General features: G+C 71.4%; 22 protein-coding genes and 4 tRNA genes. 13 read left to right on the plus strand and 13 right to left on the minus strand.

Features of this window, described 5'->3' with window-relative positions; translation table 11 throughout:
* Window positions 1-78 precede the first annotated feature (78 nt).
* The 4 genes from D9V37_RS05375 to D9V37_RS05390 form a co-directional block, all read right to left on the minus strand.
* The gene (locus tag D9V37_RS05375) at window positions 79-552 is read right to left on the minus strand and encodes a beta-class carbonic anhydrase (protein WP_121805223.1); all 474 of its coding nucleotides are present in this window, start codon (window positions 550-552) and stop codon (window positions 79-81) included.
* A gap of 86 nt (window positions 553-638) precedes the next feature.
* On the minus strand, window positions 639-2,390 hold the full coding sequence (locus D9V37_RS05380) for an MFS transporter (RefSeq protein WP_121805142.1): 1,752 nt from the start codon (window positions 2,388-2,390) through the stop codon (window positions 639-641).
* A complete protein-coding gene (locus D9V37_RS05385; protein ID WP_158604383.1) occupies window positions 2,387-3,073 on the minus strand; it encodes an LppX_LprAFG lipoprotein in 687 nt (228 codons plus the stop codon). The genes D9V37_RS05380 and D9V37_RS05385 overlap by 4 nt, the downstream gene beginning before the upstream one ends.
* A gap of 4 nt (window positions 3,074-3,077) precedes the next feature.
* Window positions 3,078-5,522: a DNA gyrase/topoisomerase IV subunit A gene (locus D9V37_RS05390; protein ID WP_121805224.1), complete on the minus strand. Its 2,445-nt coding sequence runs from the start codon at window positions 5,520-5,522 to the stop codon at window positions 3,078-3,080.
* 65 nt (window positions 5,523-5,587) lie between these two features.
* On the opposite strand from D9V37_RS05390, the gene D9V37_RS05395 reads away from it, so the two are divergent.
* From D9V37_RS05395 to D9V37_RS20385, 4 genes are all read left to right on the plus strand, one after another.
* Window positions 5,588-5,929, plus strand: a complete 342-nt coding sequence (locus tag D9V37_RS05395) for a hypothetical protein (protein ID WP_147455875.1) — start codon at window positions 5,588-5,590, stop codon at window positions 5,927-5,929.
* 2 nt (window positions 5,930-5,931) lie between these two features.
* A complete protein-coding gene (locus D9V37_RS05400; RefSeq protein ID WP_232524764.1) occupies window positions 5,932-7,005 on the plus strand; it encodes a potassium channel family protein in 1,074 nt (357 codons plus the stop codon).
* Between the two features lie 79 nt (window positions 7,006-7,084).
* The gene (locus tag D9V37_RS20380; protein WP_198412392.1) at window positions 7,085-7,228 is read left to right on the plus strand and encodes a GPGG-motif small membrane protein; all 144 of its coding nucleotides are present in this window, start codon (window positions 7,085-7,087) and stop codon (window positions 7,226-7,228) included.
* Between the two features lie 175 nt (window positions 7,229-7,403).
* Window positions 7,404-7,562 carry a hypothetical protein gene (locus D9V37_RS20385; protein ID WP_198412393.1) on the plus strand — a complete coding sequence of 53 codons (159 nt, stop codon included), beginning with the start codon at window positions 7,404-7,406 and terminating at the stop codon, window positions 7,560-7,562.
* Window positions 7,563-7,572: 10 nt separating this feature from the next.
* On the opposite strand, the gene D9V37_RS05405 is transcribed toward D9V37_RS20385, so the two are convergent.
* Window positions 7,573-8,067, minus strand: a complete 495-nt coding sequence (locus D9V37_RS05405; RefSeq protein ID WP_121805145.1) for a DinB family protein — start codon at window positions 8,065-8,067, stop codon at window positions 7,573-7,575.
* Entirely contained in the window at window positions 8,064-8,189 is a 126-nt protein-coding gene (locus D9V37_RS20860) for a hypothetical protein (protein ID WP_269778364.1), read from the minus strand. The genes D9V37_RS05405 and D9V37_RS20860 overlap by 4 nt, the downstream gene beginning before the upstream one ends.
* A 320-nt stretch (window positions 8,190-8,509) precedes the next feature.
* Here D9V37_RS20860 and D9V37_RS05415 point away from each other — a divergent pair, with 320 nt between their 5' ends.
* Window positions 8,510-9,136 carry a LuxR C-terminal-related transcriptional regulator gene (locus D9V37_RS05415; RefSeq protein ID WP_121805147.1) on the plus strand — a complete coding sequence of 209 codons (627 nt, stop codon included), beginning with the start codon at window positions 8,510-8,512 and terminating at the stop codon, window positions 9,134-9,136.
* A gap of 14 nt (window positions 9,137-9,150) precedes the next feature.
* Here D9V37_RS05415 and D9V37_RS05420 read toward each other — a convergent pair whose 3' ends face one another.
* A complete protein-coding gene (locus D9V37_RS05420) occupies window positions 9,151-10,401 on the minus strand; it encodes a sensor domain-containing phosphodiesterase (RefSeq protein WP_121805148.1) in 1,251 nt (416 codons plus the stop codon).
* Window positions 10,402-10,624: 223 nt separating this feature from the next.
* Between D9V37_RS05420 and D9V37_RS05425 the strand changes: the two genes are divergently transcribed.
* Window positions 10,625-11,032, plus strand: coding sequence for a RidA family protein (locus D9V37_RS05425; RefSeq protein WP_158604384.1), 408 nt, complete (start codon window positions 10,625-10,627; stop codon window positions 11,030-11,032).
* A 32-nt stretch (window positions 11,033-11,064) separates the two neighbouring features.
* On the opposite strand, the gene D9V37_RS05430 is transcribed toward D9V37_RS05425, so the two are convergent.
* From D9V37_RS05430 to D9V37_RS05440, 3 genes are all read right to left on the minus strand, one after another.
* Window positions 11,065-11,139 (minus strand) — tRNA-Val (locus D9V37_RS05430).
* Between the two features lie 28 nt (window positions 11,140-11,167).
* A tRNA-Cys gene (locus D9V37_RS05435) sits at window positions 11,168-11,238 on the minus strand.
* A 31-nt stretch (window positions 11,239-11,269) separates the two neighbouring features.
* Window positions 11,270-11,342, minus strand: a tRNA-Gly gene (locus D9V37_RS05440).
* A 94-nt stretch (window positions 11,343-11,436) separates the two neighbouring features.
* Between D9V37_RS05440 and D9V37_RS05445 the strand changes: the two genes are divergently transcribed.
* The gene (locus D9V37_RS05445; protein ID WP_121805150.1) at window positions 11,437-12,261 is read left to right on the plus strand and encodes an aminotransferase class IV; all 825 of its coding nucleotides are present in this window, start codon (window positions 11,437-11,439) and stop codon (window positions 12,259-12,261) included.
* A gap of 44 nt (window positions 12,262-12,305) precedes the next feature.
* Here the strand turns inward: D9V37_RS05445 and D9V37_RS05450 are convergent, their stop codons facing one another.
* Both D9V37_RS05450 and D9V37_RS05455 read right to left on the minus strand, forming a co-directional pair.
* Window positions 12,306-12,746 carry an SsgA family sporulation/cell division regulator gene (locus D9V37_RS05450; RefSeq protein WP_121805151.1) on the minus strand — a complete coding sequence of 147 codons (441 nt, stop codon included), beginning with the start codon at window positions 12,744-12,746 and terminating at the stop codon, window positions 12,306-12,308.
* A 577-nt stretch (window positions 12,747-13,323) separates the two neighbouring features.
* A tRNA-Val gene (locus D9V37_RS05455) sits at window positions 13,324-13,395 on the minus strand.
* Window positions 13,396-13,565: 170 nt separating this feature from the next.
* Between D9V37_RS05455 and thrS the strand changes: the two genes are divergently transcribed.
* The 5 genes from thrS to pdxS are packed head-to-tail and all read left to right on the plus strand — an operon-like array spanning window position 13,566 to window position 18,350.
* A complete protein-coding gene (gene thrS / locus D9V37_RS05460) occupies window positions 13,566-15,554 on the plus strand; it encodes a threonine--tRNA ligase (protein ID WP_121805152.1) in 1,989 nt (662 codons plus the stop codon).
* Entirely contained in the window at window positions 15,551-16,069 is a 519-nt protein-coding gene (locus D9V37_RS05465; RefSeq protein WP_121805153.1) for an HIT family protein, read from the plus strand. The genes thrS and D9V37_RS05465 overlap by 4 nt, the downstream gene beginning before the upstream one ends.
* Complete coding sequence (locus D9V37_RS05470; protein ID WP_232524765.1) at window positions 16,066-16,821, plus strand: inositol monophosphatase family protein; 756 nt, start codon at window positions 16,066-16,068, stop codon at window positions 16,819-16,821. The genes D9V37_RS05465 and D9V37_RS05470 overlap by 4 nt, the downstream gene beginning before the upstream one ends.
* A gap of 12 nt (window positions 16,822-16,833) precedes the next feature.
* Window positions 16,834-17,460 (plus strand): phosphatidylinositol phosphate synthase, encoded by a 627-nt coding sequence (pgsA, locus tag D9V37_RS05475; protein ID WP_121805155.1) that lies wholly within the window; start codon window positions 16,834-16,836, stop codon window positions 17,458-17,460.
* 41 nt (window positions 17,461-17,501) lie between these two features.
* Window positions 17,502-18,350: a pyridoxal 5'-phosphate synthase lyase subunit PdxS gene (pdxS, locus tag D9V37_RS05480; protein ID WP_232524769.1), complete on the plus strand. Its 849-nt coding sequence runs from the start codon at window positions 17,502-17,504 to the stop codon at window positions 18,348-18,350.
* Window positions 18,351-18,365: 15 nt separating this feature from the next.
* On the opposite strand, the gene D9V37_RS05485 is transcribed toward pdxS, so the two are convergent.
* Window positions 18,366-19,052 (minus strand): SDR family NAD(P)-dependent oxidoreductase, encoded by a 687-nt coding sequence (locus D9V37_RS05485; protein ID WP_121805157.1) that lies wholly within the window; start codon window positions 19,050-19,052, stop codon window positions 18,366-18,368.
* Window positions 19,053-19,152: 100 nt separating this feature from the next.
* Here D9V37_RS05485 and D9V37_RS05490 point away from each other — a divergent pair, with 100 nt between their 5' ends.
* Entirely contained in the window at window positions 19,153-19,998 is an 846-nt protein-coding gene (locus tag D9V37_RS05490; RefSeq protein WP_121805158.1) for a helix-turn-helix domain-containing protein, read from the plus strand.
* The last annotated feature ends 35 nt before the right edge of the window (window positions 19,999-20,033 follow it).

Below are 20,033 nucleotides of genomic sequence, written 5' to 3' on the forward strand. Positions count from 1 at the left end.
GCAAGCGATCTCAGATGTCACAGATCCGTGCAGCAGCCCCATCCTGCCGCCCGTCGTGGGGCCTTCGGCGAGACGGCCTCAGACCAGGCGTTCCAGCAACCCGCTGTCGACGTCGTAGAGGAAGCCGCCGACCTTGACCGTGTCGGGGATGAGCGGGTGGGAGACGACCGCGTGGACGTCGTCGCGCAGGCTGGCCCGCTGGTCGGAGACGACGCCGAAGGTCTGCCAGCTGGCGTCCTGGCCGGCCGAGGCGCTGACCCGCTCACGGATCTCAGTCAGCGTCGAGGAGGCCATCGCGCAGCGGGTGTGGGGGATGACCAGGATCCGGCTGACGTTGAGCAGGTGGACGCCGAGGACGAGGGCCTCGAGGGCCTGCGGGGTCACGCGGCCGCCGGGATTGCGGAAGATCTTGGCGTCGCCGGGCTCCAGGCCGATCATCCGCAGCGGGTCGATGCGGGAGTCCATGCAGGTGACCAGCGCGACACCGGCGCGGGCGATGCCGTCGAAGCCGGAGAGCCCGAAGTCCTCGGCCCATTCGCGGTTGGCGGCCATCAGGTCGTCGAAGTCGTGGTCGGCAGGGACGGCGGGGTCGGTGGGGACGGCCGCTGTCTCGGCCGCGGCGGTGTCGGTCACGGAGGTCAACCTACCGCCGGGCGGCGGCCGAAGAGCGTGAGCGCGAGCACACCGGCGAGAGCAGCGCACAGCGCCGCGCCGGTGAAGATGGTGTGCACCTGGACGATGCCGGCGGCCACCTCGTGGTCGGGCCGGTAGGCCTCGTAGTACCGGCGCAGCCCCACCGTGGTGAGCACCGAGATGCCCACCAGCATCCCGACCATCCGGGCCACCACGACCAGCGCACTGGCCACGCCGTGCACCGCGGCGTCGGTGGCGTCGAGCAGGGCGAGGTTGACCGGCGCCAGCGCGAGCCCGAAGCCGAGCCCGGTGAGCACCAGCGGCAGTGTGGCCGTCCAGTGCTCCAGCGAGTGGGCGTCCCAGCGGCCCATCCAGACGAAGCCGGCCACTGCGGCCGTCATGCCGAGCGCGGTCACCGCCCCCGGCGCCAGCCGGCGGGCCAGGCGTCCGCCGAGCACGGCTCCCACCGGCACCGCGACCAGCAGCCGTAGCAGCACCAGGGCCGCCAGCAGCTGGGAGTCGCGGTAGGTCGTGAGCCGGGCGTAGACGGGGATGTCGACCAGCGCGGCGATCAGCGCGGCACCGACGAAGAAGCTCACCACCAGGCTGCCCCAGGCCGGCCGGCGGCGCAGCGCGCCGTGGGGGACGAGCGGATCGCTGGCCCGCCGCAGGTGCAGCACCAGCAGCACGGCGGCCACCGCCGAGCCGGCCAGCAGCCATGGACCGGCGGGGGAGAAGACCCGTACGGCCGGATCGGCCGTCGCGAACGCGAGCACCACCCCGGCCAGGGCGAGGGCCAAGAGTCCGGACCCGACCGGGTCGGCACGCCCGGCGTCGCGCAGCCAGCCCCGCAGGTCGACCAGGGGCCGCGACGCCCACCAGCACCGCGCAACCAGCAGCACCAGCGCGACGACGGCGACGAGTGCTAGCGGGGTCAGCCACCGGCTCTCCCCGACCACCGGCACGAACGGCGTGCCGAGGCTCACCGACGTCACCAGCGCCTCGGGCTCCCACAGCAGCAGCACCAGCGCGGCCAGGAAGACCGCCAGGAGCAGCAGGCCGAGCGGGTCGGGGACCGCCACAACTCCACACTTGCGCAGTTGTGGTGTCCGTTGTGGGCCGGTTGTCGGCACATGTCGGGCGCGGACCTTCGCAAGTGTTGAGTTTTGGCGCGCACCGGGTTCACCGGCCACCCCGTCCCCAGCGACCCCGACCACCACGGCCAGCGCCAAGCCCACGGCCAGGTTGAGGACGAAGATCGCCTCCCACGGGGCCACTGCCAGCACCACCGCGCCGAGCAGCGGGCCCAGCACCGAGCCGACCTCCTGCACCGCCGAGACGATGCCGAGCGGGACGGCGCGGCGCTCGGGCGGGTAGAGGTCGGCCACGAGCGCCAGCGTGGCCGGCACCAGTCCGCCGCCACCGACGCCTTGGAGGAACCGGCCGGTCACCACGCTGGGCAGGTCGAAGGCCAGGGCGGTGACCAGCGAGCCGAAGGAGAAGACGAGCAGCGACGCCGTCAGCACCGGCACCCGGCCGCGGACGTCGGCGATGCGCCCGATCAGCGGCAGCATCGCGATGTAGCCGAGCAGGAAGCCGGACACGATCGGGGCCGCGCGCTGCAGCTCGTCGACGCCCAGGCCGACGGTGAGCATCATGTCGGGCAGCGCCAGCACCACGACGTAGGTGTCGGCGGCCGCGAAGGCGACCGCGACGGCCGCGACGGCCAGCAGCCGCCGGGCCGTCGGGGTGGTCATGGCTTGGTGATCTTCACCGTCTTGCCGTACCGGCTGAAGCCGACCGTGTAGGTGACGTCGTCGGCGCCGGGGTAGAAGGGGCCCTTGATCTTGGCGGTGACGAGATGGTTCGTGGAGTCCAGGGTGAACGTGGCGTCGAAGTCCTGGTTCTCCGCGCTGGGGATGATGGCGCCGACCTTGGAGCCGGCGACCCGGCCGGTCAGCGTGGAGAGCACTTGCTTGCCCTCGCGGGTGTCCTTGCCCTTCTTCAGGTCCTTGACGCCGCTCAGCACCGAGGAGAGCCCGCCCCCGGCCGTGAACAGCGACGCCGGGTCGGGCGCCCCGAAGTCGTCGGGATCGATCTTCTGGTAGGAGCCGCCGAACTTGATGTAGGTGTCGCCGTCGACGGCGATCACCGGCACCTCCACCGACAACCCGCTTTGCACCACCGAGATCTTGCCCTCGAAGGCCGGCGCCTTCGTGCCGACGCCGGTGGCCTTGAGGATGCCCTGCGTGCCCTTGGGCAGCTTGGGCGTGCTCAGCGCGATGGTGACGGCCTTGGCGTCGTCGAGGTACTTCTGCGCGGCGGCCAGGCGCTGGCTCGGCGAGAGCGAGCGGGCCTTCTTCTCCGCCGCCGACCCGCCACCGCACCCGGCGACCAGGCCCAGGGCGAGCACGACGGCCAGGGCGAGCAGACGTTTCACGCGCTCAGCCTGCCACGGGACCCGCACAGGCCGAGATCGGCTGGCTGCCGGGCACGCCCGACCCGTCGCGACGTCCCTCGGCGGCCGGCAGGTCGACCGGCGCACCGCTGGCGGCCGAGGCGCGAGCCGGTGCGCGGCCGGCCCAGGCGAAGACCAGGGTGTCCTCGCCTCGCAGGAAACGCTGGCAGCGCACCCCTCCGGTGGCGCGGCCCTTGCCCGGGTACTCCGCGAAGGGCGTGACCTTGACCGAGCCGGCGTCGGTGCCCGGCAGCGCCGAGCCCGCCCCGGCCACGGTGACCACCACGGCGTCGGCGGGGTCGAGGGCGCCGAAGAACACCACGCGGTGCCCGGCGGTGAGCTTGACGCCGGCCATGCCGCCGCCCTGGCGGCCCTGCGGGCGGACCGCCTCGGCACCGAAGTGCAGCAGCTGGGCGTCGGAGGTGATGAAGCACAGCTCCTCGGTGCCGGTGGTCAGCTGCAGCCCGCCGACCACCTCGTCGCCGTCGGCGAGCGCGATGACCTCCCAGTCGTCGCGGGAGAGCAGCTCCGGCTTGACCCGCTTGACGACGCCGTTGCGGGTGCCGAGCGCGAGCCCGGGGGAGTCGAGGTCGAGCATGGTGAGCGCGAGGATGCGCTCGCCCTGGGCGAGGTCGAGGAACAGCCCCGCGGGGGCACCGCCCTGCAGGTTCGGGTGGCTGGCCGTGGCCGGCAGCGTCGGCAGGTCGAGCACCCCGAGCCGCACCAGCCGGCCGGTGCTGGTGAGCACGCCCACCTCGCCGCGGGCCGTGGAGCGGACCGTGGAGACGACGACGTCGTGGTTGGTGCGAGCGCCCTCGGCGGCCGGCTCCAGGTCGCTGGTGCGGGCCAGCAGGCCGGTGGAGGAGAGGTAGACCAGGCAGGGGTCGTCGGCCACCTCCAGCGGTGCCGTGGCGGTGGCGGTCTGGCCGCCGGACTCCAGCAGCACGGTGCGCCGGGGGGTGCCGAACGTCTTGGCGACGTCGGCCAGCTCCTCGGAGACCACGGCGCGCAGCCGGGCGTCGTCGGTGAGGATCTCGTCGAGGTCGGCGATCTCGCGGCGCAGCTCGTCCTGCTCCTTCTCCAGCTCGATGCGGCTGAAGCGGGTGAGCCGGCGCAGCTGCAGGTCGAGGATGTACTCCGCCTGCGGCACGCTGAGGTCGAAGACCGAGATCAGCCGCTCCTTGGCGGTGGCGGTGTCGTCGCTGGAGCGGATCAGCTGGATGACCTCGTCGATGTCGAGCAGCGCGATCAGCAGCCCCTCGACCAGGTGCAGCCGCTCGGCCTTCTTGTCGCGCCGGAACTGCGAGCGGCGGCGCACGACCTCGAAGCGGTGCCCGAGGAACACCTCCAGCATCTCCTTGAGCCCCAGCGTGCGGGGCTGACCGTCGACGAGGGCGACGTTGTTGATGCCGAAGGACTCCTCCAGCGGCGTCTGCTTGTAGAGCTGCTCGAGCAGGGCCTCGGGGACGAACCCGTTCTTGATCTCGATGACCAGCTGCAGCCCCTTCTCGCCGTCGGTCAGGTCGACGATGTCGCTGATGCCCTGCAGCTTCTTGGCCACGACCAGCTTCTTGATCGCCTCCTTCACCCGCTCGGTGCCGACGCCGTAGGGCAGCTCGGTGACCACGATGCCCTTGCGCCGCGGAGTGACGTTGTCGACCTTCGCGGTGGCCCGCATGCGGAACGTTCCGCGGCCGGTCTCGTAGGCCTCGCGCACGCCGTCGAGCCCGACGATCTTGCCGCCGGTGGGCAGGTCGGGGCCGGGGATGAACCGCATCAGCCCGTCGACGTCGGTCTGCGGGTGCTTGATCAGGTGCCGCAGCGCCTGCACCACCTCGACCAGGTTGTGGGGCGCCATGTTGGTGGCCATGCCGACCGCGATGCCGGTGGCGCCGTTGACCAGCAGGTTGGGGATGGCCGCCGGCAGCACGGTGGGCTCGGTCTCGCGGCCGTCGTAGGTGGGTCGGAAGTCGACGGTGTCCTCGTCGATGGAGGCGGTCATCGCCACCGCGGCCGGCGCCATCCGGCACTCGGTGTAGCGCATCGCGGCCGGCGGGTCGTCGCCGCCGGGGGAGCCGAAGTTGCCGTGGCCGTCGACGAACGGGAGCCGCATCGACCAGGGCTGGGCCATCCGCACCAGGGCGTCGTAGATGGCGCCGTCGCCGTGGGGGTGCAGCCGGCCCATCACCTCGCCGGTGACGCGGGCGCACTTGACGTGGCCGCGATCGGGTCGCAGCCCCATGTCGTTCATCGTGTAGAGGATCCGGCGCTGCACGGGCTTGAGGCCGTCGCGAGCATCGGGCAGGGCGCGGGAGTAGATGACCGAGTAGGCGTACTCGAGGTAGCTGGCGCGCATCTCGTCGCCGACGTCGATGTCGACGATGTTCTCCTCGAAGTCCTCCGGTGGCGGGGGAGCGCTGCGTCGGGCCATGCGCGCCATTCAAGCAAGGCGCGCCGACGATTCCCGCGTACCCGCGCCGTGGGATGCTGCTGGGTGTGGCCAACACGACCATGCCGACGCCCGTCCTCGTCGCCGGTGGGGCGCTGTGCCTCCTCGGGGGCTACCTGGTCGGCGTCGTGGCCGGACCCGACACCCCGCAGCGCACCACTGCCGTGGTGAGCAGCTTCACCGCTGCGGGAGATCGGCTGTGCCTGAAGGGCGAGGCGGTCAAGGACGCCGACGGGGCCGAGGACGGCGTGCTCTGCGGCACCTGGCGCCGCAGCGCGGCGTCGTCGAGCACCCCGGTCAAGGGTCAGGAGTTCCGGTTCGTGCTCGTGCGCGGCCAGGACTCCGACCGCAAGCCGGCCACCTTGATCTACGGCGACGTGGTGCGCTAGCGGTGGCCGTCGAGCGCGACCTGGTCCGCTTCCCCACCGTCGTCCGCTCCCCGTGGTGGGAGCTCTCGCGACGGCTGCTGCTGGCGCTGGCGATCCTGGCCGGCACCGTGCTGCTGGTCTATCTCGACCGGGGCAGCTACGTCGACAACAACGACCCGACCAAACACGTCGGGCTGGTCGACGCCTTCTACTACACGACCGTCACGCTCAGCACCACCGGCTACGGCGACATCGCGCCGGTCACCGAGGGCGCCCGGCTGATCAACGCCTTCGTCGTCACGCCGCTGCGCATCGCCTTCCTGGTGCTGCTGATCGGTACCACCCTGGAGGTCCTCGCCTCCCAGGGCCGCGAACGCTTCCGGGTCGCCCGGTGGAGGAAGAAGATGGTGGATCACGTCGTCGTCGTCGGCTACGGCACCAAGGGCCGCAGCGCCGTCCAGCTGCTGGTGAGCAACGGTGTCGACAAGGAGAAGGTGGTCGTCGTCGACCCCGGCTCCGCGGCGCTGGAGGACGCCAACGCCGACGGTCTGGCCGTCGTCGCGGGCGACGCCACCCGCCGCGAGGTGCTGCGAAGGGCCGGGGTCGAGACCGCCTCACAGGTGATCATCACCACCAGCCGCGACGACTCCTCGGTGCTGGCCACGCTGACCGCACGCCAGCTCAACCCGGACGCCTACATCGTCTGCGCCGTGCGCGAGTCCGACAACGTCGCCCTGGTCAAGCAGAGCGGTGCGGACTCGGTGATCACCTCCTCCGACGCCGTCGGGCGGCTGCTCGGCATCTCCTCGATCAGCCCGACGCTGGGCTCGGTCATGGAGGACCTGCTCACCTACGGCGACGGCCTGGAGGTGGCCGAGCGCGAGCTGCTGGTCACCGAGGTCGGCAAGCAGCCCCAGCAGCTGCCCGACCAGGTGATCGCGGTGGCCCGCGACGACAAGGTCTATCGCTACTTCGACCCGACCGTCACCCAGCTCGCCCGCGGCGACCGGCTGATCGTCGTACGACCCAGCAAGGAGCTGCCCTGGGCTCCCCGCCCGGGCACACACGGCGAGGCCGGGGCGGACGAGGACGACTGACATACCGCCGGTTTGTTTGAACGTCACCCGAAACGGCTAAAGCCCTCTGGTCGGGTCATCGTGGAGAGGGAAACTGTCAATGGACACCATCTTGTGGCTCATCGCCGTCGTGCTGGTCATCGCCGGCATCGTGACTGCGATCCGGGGCCAGATCCTGTACGGGATCGTGCTGATCGTCGTCGGCCTGCTGGTCGGCCCCGGAGGCGTCAGCATCTTCAACTAGGCCGTCGCGCCGCGGCCGCCGATCACTGCGGCGGCTGCGGCGTGGCCTCCGGCCGGTCCGGTGCCGGGATGGGGTCGGGATCTGCCGACGGGTGGATCTCCGGCTCGGGTGCGCCGGGCTCTTGTGGTGAGGTCGTCATGCATGGACCGGTACCCGGCTGGCTACCGGGCATGTCATGAGCGAGCAGTCTCCCCAGACCGAGCAGGCCAAGCCGACCGAGCAGGCCGACGGCGACGTCGTCTCCGACCCCGCCGACGACGCGGGTCAGGCCGGTGACTGGACCGGCGAGGGCGGCGCCACCGAGGACGGGCCCGCGACCGACGACGAGGGCTGAGAGCGGACCGTCAGCGTCCGGTGACGCCGTCGGTGAGCTCACGCACGACGTCCGCGTGCCCGGCGTGACGCGCCGTCTCGCTCGTCATGTGGGCCAGGATCCAGCGCACGGTGCGCGTCTCGCCGTCGACCCGGCCGGCGGACACCGCCGCGGGGTCTCCCGCCTCGCGGACGGCGTCGTTGCTGGCGGTGATCGCGGCCTCGTAGCCGGCCACCAGATCGGCCACGGGCTGCGCGTCCGACGCAGCGCGGGCGGCCTCCCAGTCCGGCTCCTCGCCGACGCCGCGCAGCACGACGCCGAACCAGTAGCGCTCGCCGTCGGTGAGGTGACGCACCAGGCGCGGCAGCGACGTACCGGTGGGCAGCACCACCCGGCGCGCCTCGGACTCCGAGAGGCCGTCGAGCTTCTTCACCACGCTGGAGCGGGCGAAGTCCAAGAAGGCCAGCGCGAGCTCGACCTCACCGCCGTCGCTGCGGGGAGCCGGCTCTCGCTGCGACTCCGTCACGAGGCCTCGCCGCGGTCCTTCTCCTCCCCGTCCTCCGGCTTCTCGCCGGGCACGATCTCCGGAGCGTCCTCCTCCGAGGTGGCCGGGTGGGTCTGTGGATCCTCCTGCGGGCTGCTGGTCATGCGCCCCCAGTGCCCGCACCAGCGCGGAGGATGCGCTGTCGCTCTCACTGTCGGTGCTGCCGCCTAGCCTCATCGAGGTGGAACGAATCAAGGATGGCTCGCAGGTCCGCGTCGTCGTCATGCGCGAATCCCGCACCGATCGCAGGCTGGCCGGCGGCAGACCGTTGGCCCCCCTGCGCTCGGAGGACCTCGAGCGGCAGGCCGAGGCGGGGGAGGAGGACCAGTCCGCCGACGAGGAGAGCACCGACCGGTGCACTGACCGGGCCGGGTCACCCCCAGGGCCGGTTCGAGCGCGCGGCCGGGCCGTCTAGGGTCGCGGCGTGGCCATCACGGTATCGGTGCTCAGCGAGTACGAACTCATCTCGGCCGGTGTGGCCTCGGTGCTCGCCCGGTTCCCCGACCAGGTCAGCCTGGTCGACGACCGGTCCAGCGAGGTCGACGTCGCCGTCTGGTCGACGTTCGGCGTCCTGCGCCTCCCCGACTTCGACCGGCTGCGCGAGCAGAGCCGTGCCCGCCGGATCGCGGCGCTGTGCTGGGACCTGGAGCCCGAGATGGTGCGGCGGGCCCTCGAGGCCGGGGCCGACGGCTACCTGAGCACCACGCTGAGCGGCGAGGAGCTCGTCGAGGCGCTGTCGCGGATCGCGGCGGGCGAGACCGTCGTCTCCCCGGCGCCGACGAGCGAGACCCCCGGCGAGGTGCTGCCCGACTGGCCCGGCCAGCGCGAGGGGCTCAGCGAGCGCGAGGGCGACATCGTCGCGCTCATCGCCCGCGGCCTGTCGAACGACGACGTCGCCGGGCAGCTCTTCTTGAGCATCAACACCGTGAAGTCCTACATCCGCTCGGCCTACAAGAAGATGGGGGTCGCCTCGCGCTCCCAGGCCGTGCTGTGGGCCGTCGACCACCGGCTGCAGCCCACCGACCGCGGCCCCGTGCCGGACCAGCCGTAGAGGTCGGGTCCGGCTCAGTTCCGGGCGAAGGCGTCGGCGCCGACGATGCGGCTCATCAAGGAGCGCCCCGCCCGCAGGACGACCTCGCGCTGGTGGGTGAGGACGTAGTCGAAGTGGCGGTCGAGGTCGGCGACGTCCTCACCGCAGTCGCGCGCGATGAGGGCGCCTGCGTAGTGCGGGCCGATCACCACGACCGTCCACTCGCCGATCAGCGGGTCGCCCGGTTCGAGGCGGGCGCCGCGGACCCCCGGCACGGGCTCGACGTCCATGCCCTCGGCGAAGGCCGCCACGAACGGCAGCCGCTGCACCATCTGCTCGTAGCGAAGCGCCGTCGGCGCGGTGAAGTTCTCCCGGTGCTGGAAGGCGGCCAGCAAGATGGCGGGCTCGTGCGGGCTGACCGCGCGCCGCTCCAGCTGGTAGGTGAGCCCTAGCAGCAATCCCTTCGGGCTGCGTCGGAGCCGCGGTGAGTCCTCGACCAGGTCGAACGGTGTGACGGTGGGTGCGGACTGCTTCTTGACCTCCGGCAGGCTCGCGACCGGGCCGGTCACCTCCAGCGGTCCGGGGCGCCCGAAGGCCCAACCCTGGCCGTACTGCGCCCCCAGCGAGAGGGCCTGCTCGAGGTGGGCCTCGGTCTCGATGCCCTCGGCGAGCAGGACGGCGCCGGTCTCCTCGACGTGGGCCAGCACCGCCATCATCGTCTCGCTCTGCGGGCGGCCGTGGATCTGCTGGATGAGGGAGAGGTCGAGCTTGACCACCTCGGGCGCCACGAAGGGCAGGAACTGCAACGAGGCGGGCTCGGCCCCGACGTCGTCCATGGCGATGCCCCAGCCGCGCTCGTGGGCCCAGCTGACCATGCTCAGCACGTGGGCGGGGTCGCGCAGCAGTGCCCGCTCGGTGAGCTCCAGGACGACGCGGATGCGGTCGGGGGCCTCGTCGAGGAGGTCCTCGTAGCCCGCCGGTGGCCGCTGGCCCAGGGTGGCCGGCTCGACGTTGACGAACAGCGAGACCTCGCCGGGCAGGTCGGCCTCCAAGGCCGCGCCGATCGCTGCCGCCCGGCAGGCCCAGTCGACCTCGGCGACCCGGTCGAGGGCCGCTGCGGCCCCGAAGACCGTCGCCGGGTCGAGCCCGTCCTGGCCTGGCCAGCGGGCCAGCGCCTCGAAGGCGACCACCCGGTGCGTGTCGAGCTCGACGATGGGCTGGTAGGCCGGCACCAACCGGCCCGGGGCGAGGGCGGCCTCGACGATGCCGGTCGGGTGCAGGTCCATAGGGCCCGTCCTTGGAGTGGTCGTGACGATCTGACCATGGTCCCCCGTGAACGGGCTTCTCGAACAGCCCGGGACGAAGTGCACCCTTTGGGACCGGGGGTCGAGCACGAGTGAGCACCGAGTGGAAGCCAGCCTGAGCCCTGGGGCACCTGGCGCCCCTGGGCAGCACAGGTCGCGACGACGAGAATCGAACCGTTCGTCATGCACTGCGAAAGGCGTGCCTGTGTCTGGTGAGCTCAGCCATCCCGACGGCCTGTTGAAGCAGAGTGACTACGCGCCGCTCGCTATCGGCTCGGGATCTCGATTGCTCCTGCTGGCGGGTCAGACCGCCACGTCGCCCGAGGGCGACCTCGAGGCCGACGACCTCTCGGGCCAGGTGTATGCCTCACTGAAGTACATCGTCATCGGAGTCCGCGGCGGTGGCGGCGACGTGGGCGACATCGCTCGGCTGACGTGCTACATCCCAGGTTGGCGCCTTGAGATGTGGGACGACGTCGTGGAGGGAGTCCGGCGAGCGCAGGAGTCCGGGGGCCTGGCCAAGCCGATGCCGCCCATCACGATCGTCGGCGTGCAGGCCCTGTTCCGCCCGGAGATCCTGGTCGAGATCGAGGCCGTCGCGATCGTGGGCTGAGGGCAGCCAGTCGCTCTGACCTGCGGTGATGCTGGTGGGCGATACTGGGATCGAACCAGTGACCTCTTCCGTGTCAGGGAAGCGCGCTACCGCTGCGCCAATCGCCCAGGTGGTGGAACCTGGATGCCGTGATCGAGGTGGGTACGGGATTCGAACCCGTGTGGACGGATTTGCAGTCCGTTGCCTCGCCTCTCGGCCAACCCACCGGAGGCCGATACCTCGACCGGGCTTACTCCGAGCGGACGACGAGGCTCGAACTCGCGACCTCAACCTTGGCAAGGTTGCGCTCTACCAACTGAGCTACGTCCGCCTGCGACCACCGTCTCCGGCAGCGCGTTGAGAACCATATCCGATCCCCTCGTGGTGTCCCAATCGGGTCACCGGCACGCCCTAGGGTCGGTGCTGTGCAGGTGTGGGTGGACGGCAGGTTCTTGAGCGATGCGGACGAGCCGGCGGTGGCGGCGACCGATCACGGCTTCACCGTGGGCGACGCGGTGTTCGAGGCGATCAAGGTGGTCCGAGGCGAGCCGTTCGCGCTCACCCGGCACCTGCAGCGGCTGCGGCGCAGCGCCGCCGGGCTGGGATTGCCGGAGCCGGACGTCGACAGCGTGCGGCAGGCGGTCGCGCAGGTGCTCGCCGTGCAGCGGCTGGAGCTGGGGCGGGTGCGGATCACGTGGACCGGCGGGCGCTCGGTGATGGGCAGTGGCCGGACCGACCAGCCGCGCCCGACGCTGGTGGTCGCCGCTGCGCAGGCCCTGCCGGCCGCGGCGTCGGTCTCGGTGATCACCGTGCCGTGGCCGCGCAACGAGCGCGGCGCGGTGGCGGGCCTGAAGACGACGTCGTACGCGGAGAACGTCGTCGCGCTGGCCCATGCCCACGAGCACGGTGCGGACGAGGCGCTGTTCGCCAACACCGTCGGCCACGTCTGCGAGGGCACCGGCACCAACGTGTTCTACGTGGTGGACGGCGAGCTGCGGACGCCTTCGCTGGCGTCGGGCTGCCTCGACGGCGTGACGCGTCAGCTGGTGCTGGAGTGGGTCGGCGGCCGGGAGGTCGACGAGCCGGCCGACGTGCTGGGCCGAGCCGACGAGGTGTTCCTCACGAGCACCACGCGCGACGTGCAGCCGGTCCATCGCTGCGACGGTCGCGACCTGTCCGCTCCAGGACCGGTGACGGCCGAGGCGATGCGGGTGTGGGCGGCGCGGGAGCCGGAGTCGTCGGACCCCTGAGCTCGGCGAGGGCTCCCACGGTGCCGTGGTGAACCCGCAGCGTCTCAGACCGCGATGTCGCCGGCCTCGCCGAGCAGCTGGTTGATCGTCTCGTCGATGTCGAGGAACTGCTCCTCGCTGCCCTGGGGCACCGAGTCGAGCATCCGGTGGACGAACCGCGCGACCTCGCGCAGGCCGGCCTGGACGAGCACCTCGCCGTCGGGCGAGCAGAACTCGAAGATGACGACCGCCTCGCCGTCGCCGGACAGGCACGGCCACACGTGGACGTCGCCGTCGCCGGCCGGCTCGTACATGCCGGTCATCACCAGCTCGCGGGAGAAGGTCCAGGTGACCGGCGGCAGGGTCTTGAAGACCATCGACATCGCGAACGGGTCGCGTCGGTCGTAGACCATCTCGGCGTCGAGACAAGCTCGGCGCCCCTCGTCGTCGACGAAGTCGAGCTCGACGAGCTCCGAGATCACGGTACTGCGGGTGTTGCGCTTCACGTCCTCGACCTCCTTTCGGGCTGGCCCCCATCTCACTGACTTTCGAGAAGACTTTCACGCGAAACGCCGAGTCTCTATCGTCCGTTTGGTCACGTTATTCCCATCAAAACGGACATTACGGGCCAGAAACCTCGGGATTTCAAGCGACGACGCCTTGACACGCGCGCGTGCTGGGGGACCGGGTTGTGACAGATGTGACTGGTGATGCGACATGTCCGGATCTGCCCTAGCACAGGCCAGATGCCCGTTTCAGAGATTTCGAGAAATCCCGAGAAATGACCCCAGGAATGCAGGGGCGTGCTCGAGCAATCGCCGTCGTCGCGCGCCACCTTGGCAGTGGGCGGGACCGCGGGCGAGGCGGCGCGCCGCGGTACCCGGATCAACGAGCGAGCGCCGGCGGTGGTCACAACGGAGCGTCAAGGACACGCCGTGCTCGTCGGCGCAACCGCCGGCACCGAGGTCCCGCGGGGTGCCGAGCGTGGTGGGTCTGGGTGGGCGATACTGGGTTCGAACCAGTGACCTCTTCGGTGCCAACGGTGCAGCCGCTGCTACCAGCGTCGAGCGTGGTGGGTCTGGGTGGGCGATACTGGGTTCGAACCAGTGACCTCTTCGGTGTGAACGAAGCGCGCTACCACTGCGCCAATCGCCCAGACGTGCACCGGGTGGTGCGAGGAGAGACCTTAGCCGATGAGGCCGCCGGGATTCACATCGTCGCCGTGCGCCCTCCCGGTCGCCGTCGCCCATACTCGCTGTCGGTGGGCGCAGGCACGCGGATAGCCTGACCCGCGTCCCGTTCTCGACACCTCAGGAGTCACGTCCGTGTCCGACGTAGCCGTCATCGTGGCCAGCCCCTCCGGCGAGGTGGAGCAGCAGGTCACGACGGGGACGAAGGCGTGGGAGCTGTTCCGCGACGAGCCCGAGGTGATCGCGGCTCGCGTCGACGGGGTGCTGCGCGACCTGGCCTACGAGCTGCAGCCGGGCGAGCGGGTGGAGCCGGTGGCGATCGACTCCGCCGACGGTCACGACATCCTGCGGCACTCGACCGCGCACGTCATGGCGCAGGCGGTGCAGGACCTGTTCCCCGACGCCAAGCTGGGCATCGGGCCACCGATCGCCGACGGGTTCTACTACGACTTCGACGTCGAGACCCCGTTCGTGCCCGACGATCTGGCCAAGATCGAGACCCGGATGCGCAAGATCATCAAGGAGGGCCAGCGGTTCTCCCGGCGCGTGACCAGCGACGCCGACGCGCTCGATGAGCTGCAGCACGAGCCCTACAAGGTGGAGCTCATCGGGCTCAAAGGCGGCGGCCGGGCAGAGGACGCCGCCGAGGGCGCGAGCGTCGAGGTCGGCAGCGGCGAGCTGACCATCTACGACAACGTCCGCCGCGACGGCGAGGTCGCGTGGAGCGACCTGTGCCGCGGTCCGCACCTGCCGACCACCAAGCGGATCCCGGCCTTCAAGCTGATGCGCTCGGCCGCGGCGTACTGGCGGGGCGACGAGAAGAACCAGCAGCTGCAGCGCATCTACGGCACCGCGTGGGAGTCCGCCGAGGCCCTGGAGGCGCACCTGCACCGGCTCGAGGAGGCCGAGAAGCGCGACCACCGCAAGCTCGGCCGCGAGCTGGACCTGTTCTCCTTCCCCGACGAGATCGGCTCCGGGCTGGCGGTCTTCCATCCCAAGGGCGGCGTGATCAAGCGCGAGATGGAGGACTACGTCCGCAGGCGGCACATCGAGGAGGGCTTCGACTACGTCGGCAGTCCGCACATCTCGAAGGAGGGGCTCTTCCACCTCTCCGGGCACCTGCCCTACTACGAGGACACGATGTTCCCGGCGATGGACCTCGAGGGGGCGCGCTACTTCCTCAAGGCCATGAACTGCCCGATGCACAACCTGATCTACCGCTCCAAGCAGCGCTCCTACCGCGAGCTGCCGCTGCGGCTGTTCGAGTTCGGCTCGGTCTATCGCTACGAGAAGTCCGGCGTCGTGCACGGCCTGACCCGCGTCCGCGGGCTGACCCAGGACGACTCGCACTCCTACGTCACCCGCGAGCAGGCGCCGGCCGAGATCGAGCACCTGCTCGGCTTCGTCCTCGGGCTGCTGCGCGACTTCGGTCTCGACGACTACTACCTCGAGCTGTCCACCCGCGACGACGCCAAGCCCGACAAGTTCGTCGGCTCCGACGAGGAGTGGGCCGAGGCCACCGCGATCTTGGAGCGCGTGGCCGTCGACACCGGGCTGGACCTGGTGCCCGACCCCGGCGGCGCTGCGTTCTACGGCCCGAAGATCTCCGTGCAGGCCAAGGACGCGATCGGCCGGACCTGGCAGCTCTCCACCATCCAGTACGACTTCAACCAGCCCAAGGGCTTCGACCTGACCTACCAGGCGGCCGACGGCTCGCGGCAGCAGCCGGTGATGATCCACTCGGCGAAGTTCGGATCCATCGAGCGGTTCATCGGCGTGCTCACCGAGCACTACGCGGGCGCCTTCCCACCCTGGCTGGCGCCGGTGCAGGTGCAGGGGATCCCGATCGCCGAGCGGCACGTGGACTACCTCTACGAGGTGGCGGCGCGGCTCAAGGCGGCCGGCATCCGGGTCGAGGTCGACGAGTCCGACGACCGGATGCAGAAGAAGATCCGCAACGCGCAGCTGCAGAAGGTGCCGTTCATGGTCATCGCCGGCGACGACGACGTCGCCGCGGGTGCGGTCAGCTTCCGCTATCGCGACGGGCGGCAGGACAACGGCGTGCCGGTCGACGAGGCCGTCGAGCGGGTCGCCGCGGCCGTGGCGTCGCGCGAGCAGGTATGACCGACGGCTTCGAGGGGTTCGAGCGCATCTGGACCCCTCACCGGATGGCCTACATCGCCGATGCCGGCAGCGACCAGACCGACGTCCACACGCCCGAGGGCTGTCCGTTCTGCGCGATGGTCGGGCGGCCCGACGCCGAGACTCTGGTAGTGGCCCGCGGCGAGCACACCTTCGCGGTGCTCAACCTGCACCCCTACAACCCCGGGCACCTGATGGTCCTGCCGAACCGGCACGTCGCCGAGCTCGAGGACCTCACCGACGTCGAGTCCGTGGAGCTGATGAGCCTGACGCAGCGAGCGATCGGCGTGCTGAAGCGGGTCAGCGGACCGCACGCGTTCAACGTCGGGCTGAACCTGGGGGGAGTGGCCGGCGGCTCGCTCTCGGAGCACCTGCACCAGCACGTCGTGCCCCGGTGGTCGGGCGACGCCAACTTCATCACCGTCATCAGCGGCACCAAGGTGCTGCCCCAGCTGCTCGCCGACACTCGCGACCTGCTGGCCGCCGCGTGGGAGTGAGCGACGCGGAGCTCGCGGCCGACGTCGTCCGCCGAGCCGGTCGCGCCGCCGCCGGGATCCGTGAGGCCGGGCTGAGCGTCGAGCAGAAGTCCGACCGCTCCGACCTGGTGACCCAGGCCGACCGCGAGGCCGAGCGCATCGTCGTCGACCGGCTGCGTGAGGCCCGGCCCGAGGACGGCGTGGTGGGCGAGGAGGGTGCCTCGGTGCCCGGCACCGGCTCGCGCCGCTGGGTGATCGACCCGGTGGACGGCACCTACAACTTCGTGCGCGGGCTGGACTGGTGGTGCTCGGCGCTCGCGCTGCAGGACGGCGACGACGTGGTGCTGGGTGCGGTGCACCACCCCGCCAGCGACGCCGTCTACGTCGGCGGTCCCGACCTCCCGCCTACCCGCGACGGCGTCCCACTCGAGCCGCAGCCCGACGTCGCCCTGGCCGACGCCTGCGTCACCACCTACCTCCACCCGCCGTTCTACGGCGACGAGGTGGGCGCCGCCTTCGAGCGGATGGTCAACGGAGCGGCCACGGTGCGCATGCTCGGCTCCGGGACGATGGACTCGGTCGCGGTGGCCGAGGGCCGGCTGCACGTGCGCTGCCAGCACTCCGTGCCGATCTGGGACTGGCTGCCCGGGGCCGCGCTCGTGCTCGGGCTGGGGGGTGCGGCGCGCCAGGTGAGCGCGGCCGGGGTCGTCTGGTCGGTGCTGGGAGCGCCGACCGCGGTGGCGGAGGTCTGCTCGGCCCTGACCGAGCGGTAGCGTGCCACCGCCATGCTCGAGAGATTTCGCGCCTTCTGGAACTCCCTGCTGTCACCCGTGGGCGACCTGCTGCTGCGTCTGGGGGTGAGCCCCGACGCGGTGACGACGGTCGGCACGATCGGCGTCTGCGCCGGCGCGCTGGTGTTCTTCCCCACGGGCCACCTGCTGATCGGCGTCCTGGTCATCACCGCGTTCGTGTTCTCCGACATCATCGACGGCTACATGGCCCGCTCCTCGGGCCGCTCGTCGAGGTTCGGGGCCTTCTTCGACTCCACGATGGACCGGTTCGGCGACGGCGCGATCTTCGGTGGCCTGGTGCTCTACTACGCCGGCCCCGGCGACTCCGAGCTCTACCTGGCGCTCTCGCTGTTCTGCCTGGTGATGGGCTCGATCACCTCCTACGCCCGCGCCCGTGCGGAGTCGCTGGGGATGGAGGCCAAGGGCGGCATCGCCGAGCGGTCCGACCGGCTGGTCGCGATCTTGGTGATGACCGGCCTCAACGGGCTGTTCGACCTGCCGATCCTGACCTACGTCACGCTGTGGGCGCTGGCCCTGGCCAGCACGGTCACCGTCGTGCAGCGGGTGCTGATGGTCCGGCGTCAGGCGCTGGCCTCCCAGGGCAATACGCTGGACACGTGAACGACCAGCAGGAGACAGGCACCACGCGCGTCAAGCGCGGCATGGCGGAGATGCTCAAGGGCGGCGTCATCATGGACGTCGTCACGCCCGAGCAGGCGAAGATCGCCGAGGACGCGGGCGCCGTGGCGGTGATGGCGCTCGAACGCGTGCCCGCCGACATCCGGGCGCAGGGCGGCGTCTCGCGGATGAGCGACCCCGACATGATCGACGGCATCATCGCCGCCGTCTCGATCCCGGTGATGGCCAAGGCCCGCATCGGCCATTTCGCCGAGGCGCAGGTGCTCCAGAGCCTCGGCGTCGACTACATCGACGAGTCCGAGGTGCTCACCCCGGCCGACTACGCGAACCACATCGACAAGTGGGCCTTCACCGTGCCGTTCGTGTGCGGGGCGACGAACCTGGGCGAGGCGCTGCGACGCATCACCGAGGGCGCGGCGATGATCCGCTCCAAGGGCGAGGCCGGCACCGGCGACGTGTCGAACGCGGTGACCCACATGCGCACCATCGGCGGCGAGCTGCGCAGGCTCACGTCGCTGCCCGACGACGAGCTCTACGTGGCGGCCAAGGAGCTGCAGGCGCCCTACGAGCTGGTCCGGGAGGTCGCCCGCGCCGGCAAGCTGCCGGTCGTGCTGTTTACCGCCGGCGGCATCGCCACCCCGGCCGACGCCGCGATGATGATGCAGCTCGGCGCCGAGGGCGTCTTCGTGGGCTCGGGCATCTTCAAGTCCGGCAACCCCGCCGAGCGGGCGGCCGCGATCGTTCAGGCCACGACCTTCCACGACGATCCGGACGTCGTCGCCAAGGTCTCGCGCGGCCTGGGCGAGGCGATGGTCGGGATCAACGTCGACGACATCCCGCAGCCCCACCGCCTCGCCGAGCGCGGCTGGTAAACGCCTACCAGCCGGTCACCACGCGATGGCGCCGTCGGCGCCCACGAAGCTGCCCGTCGCCAGGTCCGCGGTCGCGGCGGCGACGACGTTGGCCGCCGCCTCGGCCGGTGTCTGCGTGCCGGAGTGCCCGTTGAGGTCGGTAGCCGTGTAGCCGGGCTCCACGGCCACGAACCGGATCCCGTCGACCGTACGGGCCAGCTGCACCGTCAGCATGTTGAGCGCGGCCTTGGAGACGGCGTACGTCGGGTAGTGGAACAGCTCGGCCGGCGTGGCCGGGTCGGACGCCAGCGCGAACGAGCCGAGCGTGCTGGAGACCTGGACCACCCGCGGGTCGTGCGAGCCGTGGAGCAGCGGAACGAAGGCGTGCAGCACCCGGGTCGTGCCCAGCAGGTTGACGGCGAGGACCCCGCCCAGCTCCGCGGCGTCGGGCACCTCGCCGGCCTGCTGGGAGGCGATAGCGGCGTTGTTGACCAGGACGTCGAGCCCGGTCGGGGCGACGGCGGCCGCGGCGGCGGTGACCGAGGCGTCGTCGGTGATGTCGATGTCGAGCAGCCGGACGTCGCCGTCGAGCTGCGCGAGGGCCTCGCGGCCGCGCTCGGGGTCGCGCGAGCCCAGCCAGACGGTCCAGCCGAGGCCCAGCAGCCGGCGGGCGGTCTCCAGTCCGATGCCCTTGTTGGCGCCGGTGATCAGTGCAGTTGTCATGCCTCCACCGTGATCGGCGGCCATCGGCCGTTCCAGGGACGCCCCAGCCTGGTACCCGCGGTCCCAGGTGCGCGCGAGCCCGGCGCGGCAGACTGGAGCGGTGAACCGCGAGGAGCTGGCCCGGGTGCTGCGGATCGCCCGCTCACGGGTGGAGCCGGCCGACGTCGGGCTGCCGGCCGGTGATCGCAGGCGGGTGCCCGGCCTGCGGCGCGAGGAGGTGGCCGCGCTGGCCGGCGTGAGCGTCGACTACGTGGTGCGGCTGGAGCAGGGACGGGGCCCGCACCCGTCGGCGGCGGTGCTGCGTGCGCTGAGCCGGGCGCTGAGGCTGCGCGAGGAGGAGCAGGACCAGGTGTTCGCGCTGGCCGGCGTGGCGCCGCCGAGGGCCGGGTCCATCGACCTGGTGGTGCGCGGCAGTGTCCAGCGCCTCCTCGACCGGTTCGTCGACCTGCCGGCGATGGTGCTCAGCGCCAAGAGCGACATCCTGGCCTGGAACGCGATGGCCTCGGCCCTGTTCGGCGACTGGTCGCGGTTGCGCCCGCACGAGCGGAACCTGGCCTGGCAGCGCTTCCTAGGCGACGGCGACCGCTTGGTGGTCGGCGAGGAGGAGCGCGAGCAGACCGACCGCCGGTCGGTGGGTCAGCTGCGCGCCTGCCTGGCGGCCTACCCCGAGGACGACGGCCTTACTCGGCTGCTCGCGACGCTGCGCGGCCGCAGCGAGCGCTTCGAGTCCTTGTGGCGGGAGGCGCCGGCTCAGGTGTGGACCGGGCGCACCAAGGTCGTCCAGCACCCCGACGTGGGCCTGCTGCATCTCGACTGCGAGCGGCTCGGGATCCCCGAATCCGACCAGACCCTCACCGTGTACTCCGCCGAGCCGGGCAGCGAGGACGCCGACCGGCTGGACCTGTTGCGGGTCCTGGGCACCCAGACGATGACCGCCGGCCGCTGAGCCCGCCGCCAACCCGGGGGCGCTGACGTGGGGGC

It is taken from the genome of Nocardioides mangrovicus, assembly GCF_003674065.1.
Taxonomy (GTDB): Bacteria; Actinomycetota; Actinomycetes; order Propionibacteriales; family Nocardioidaceae; genus Marmoricola; species Marmoricola mangrovicus.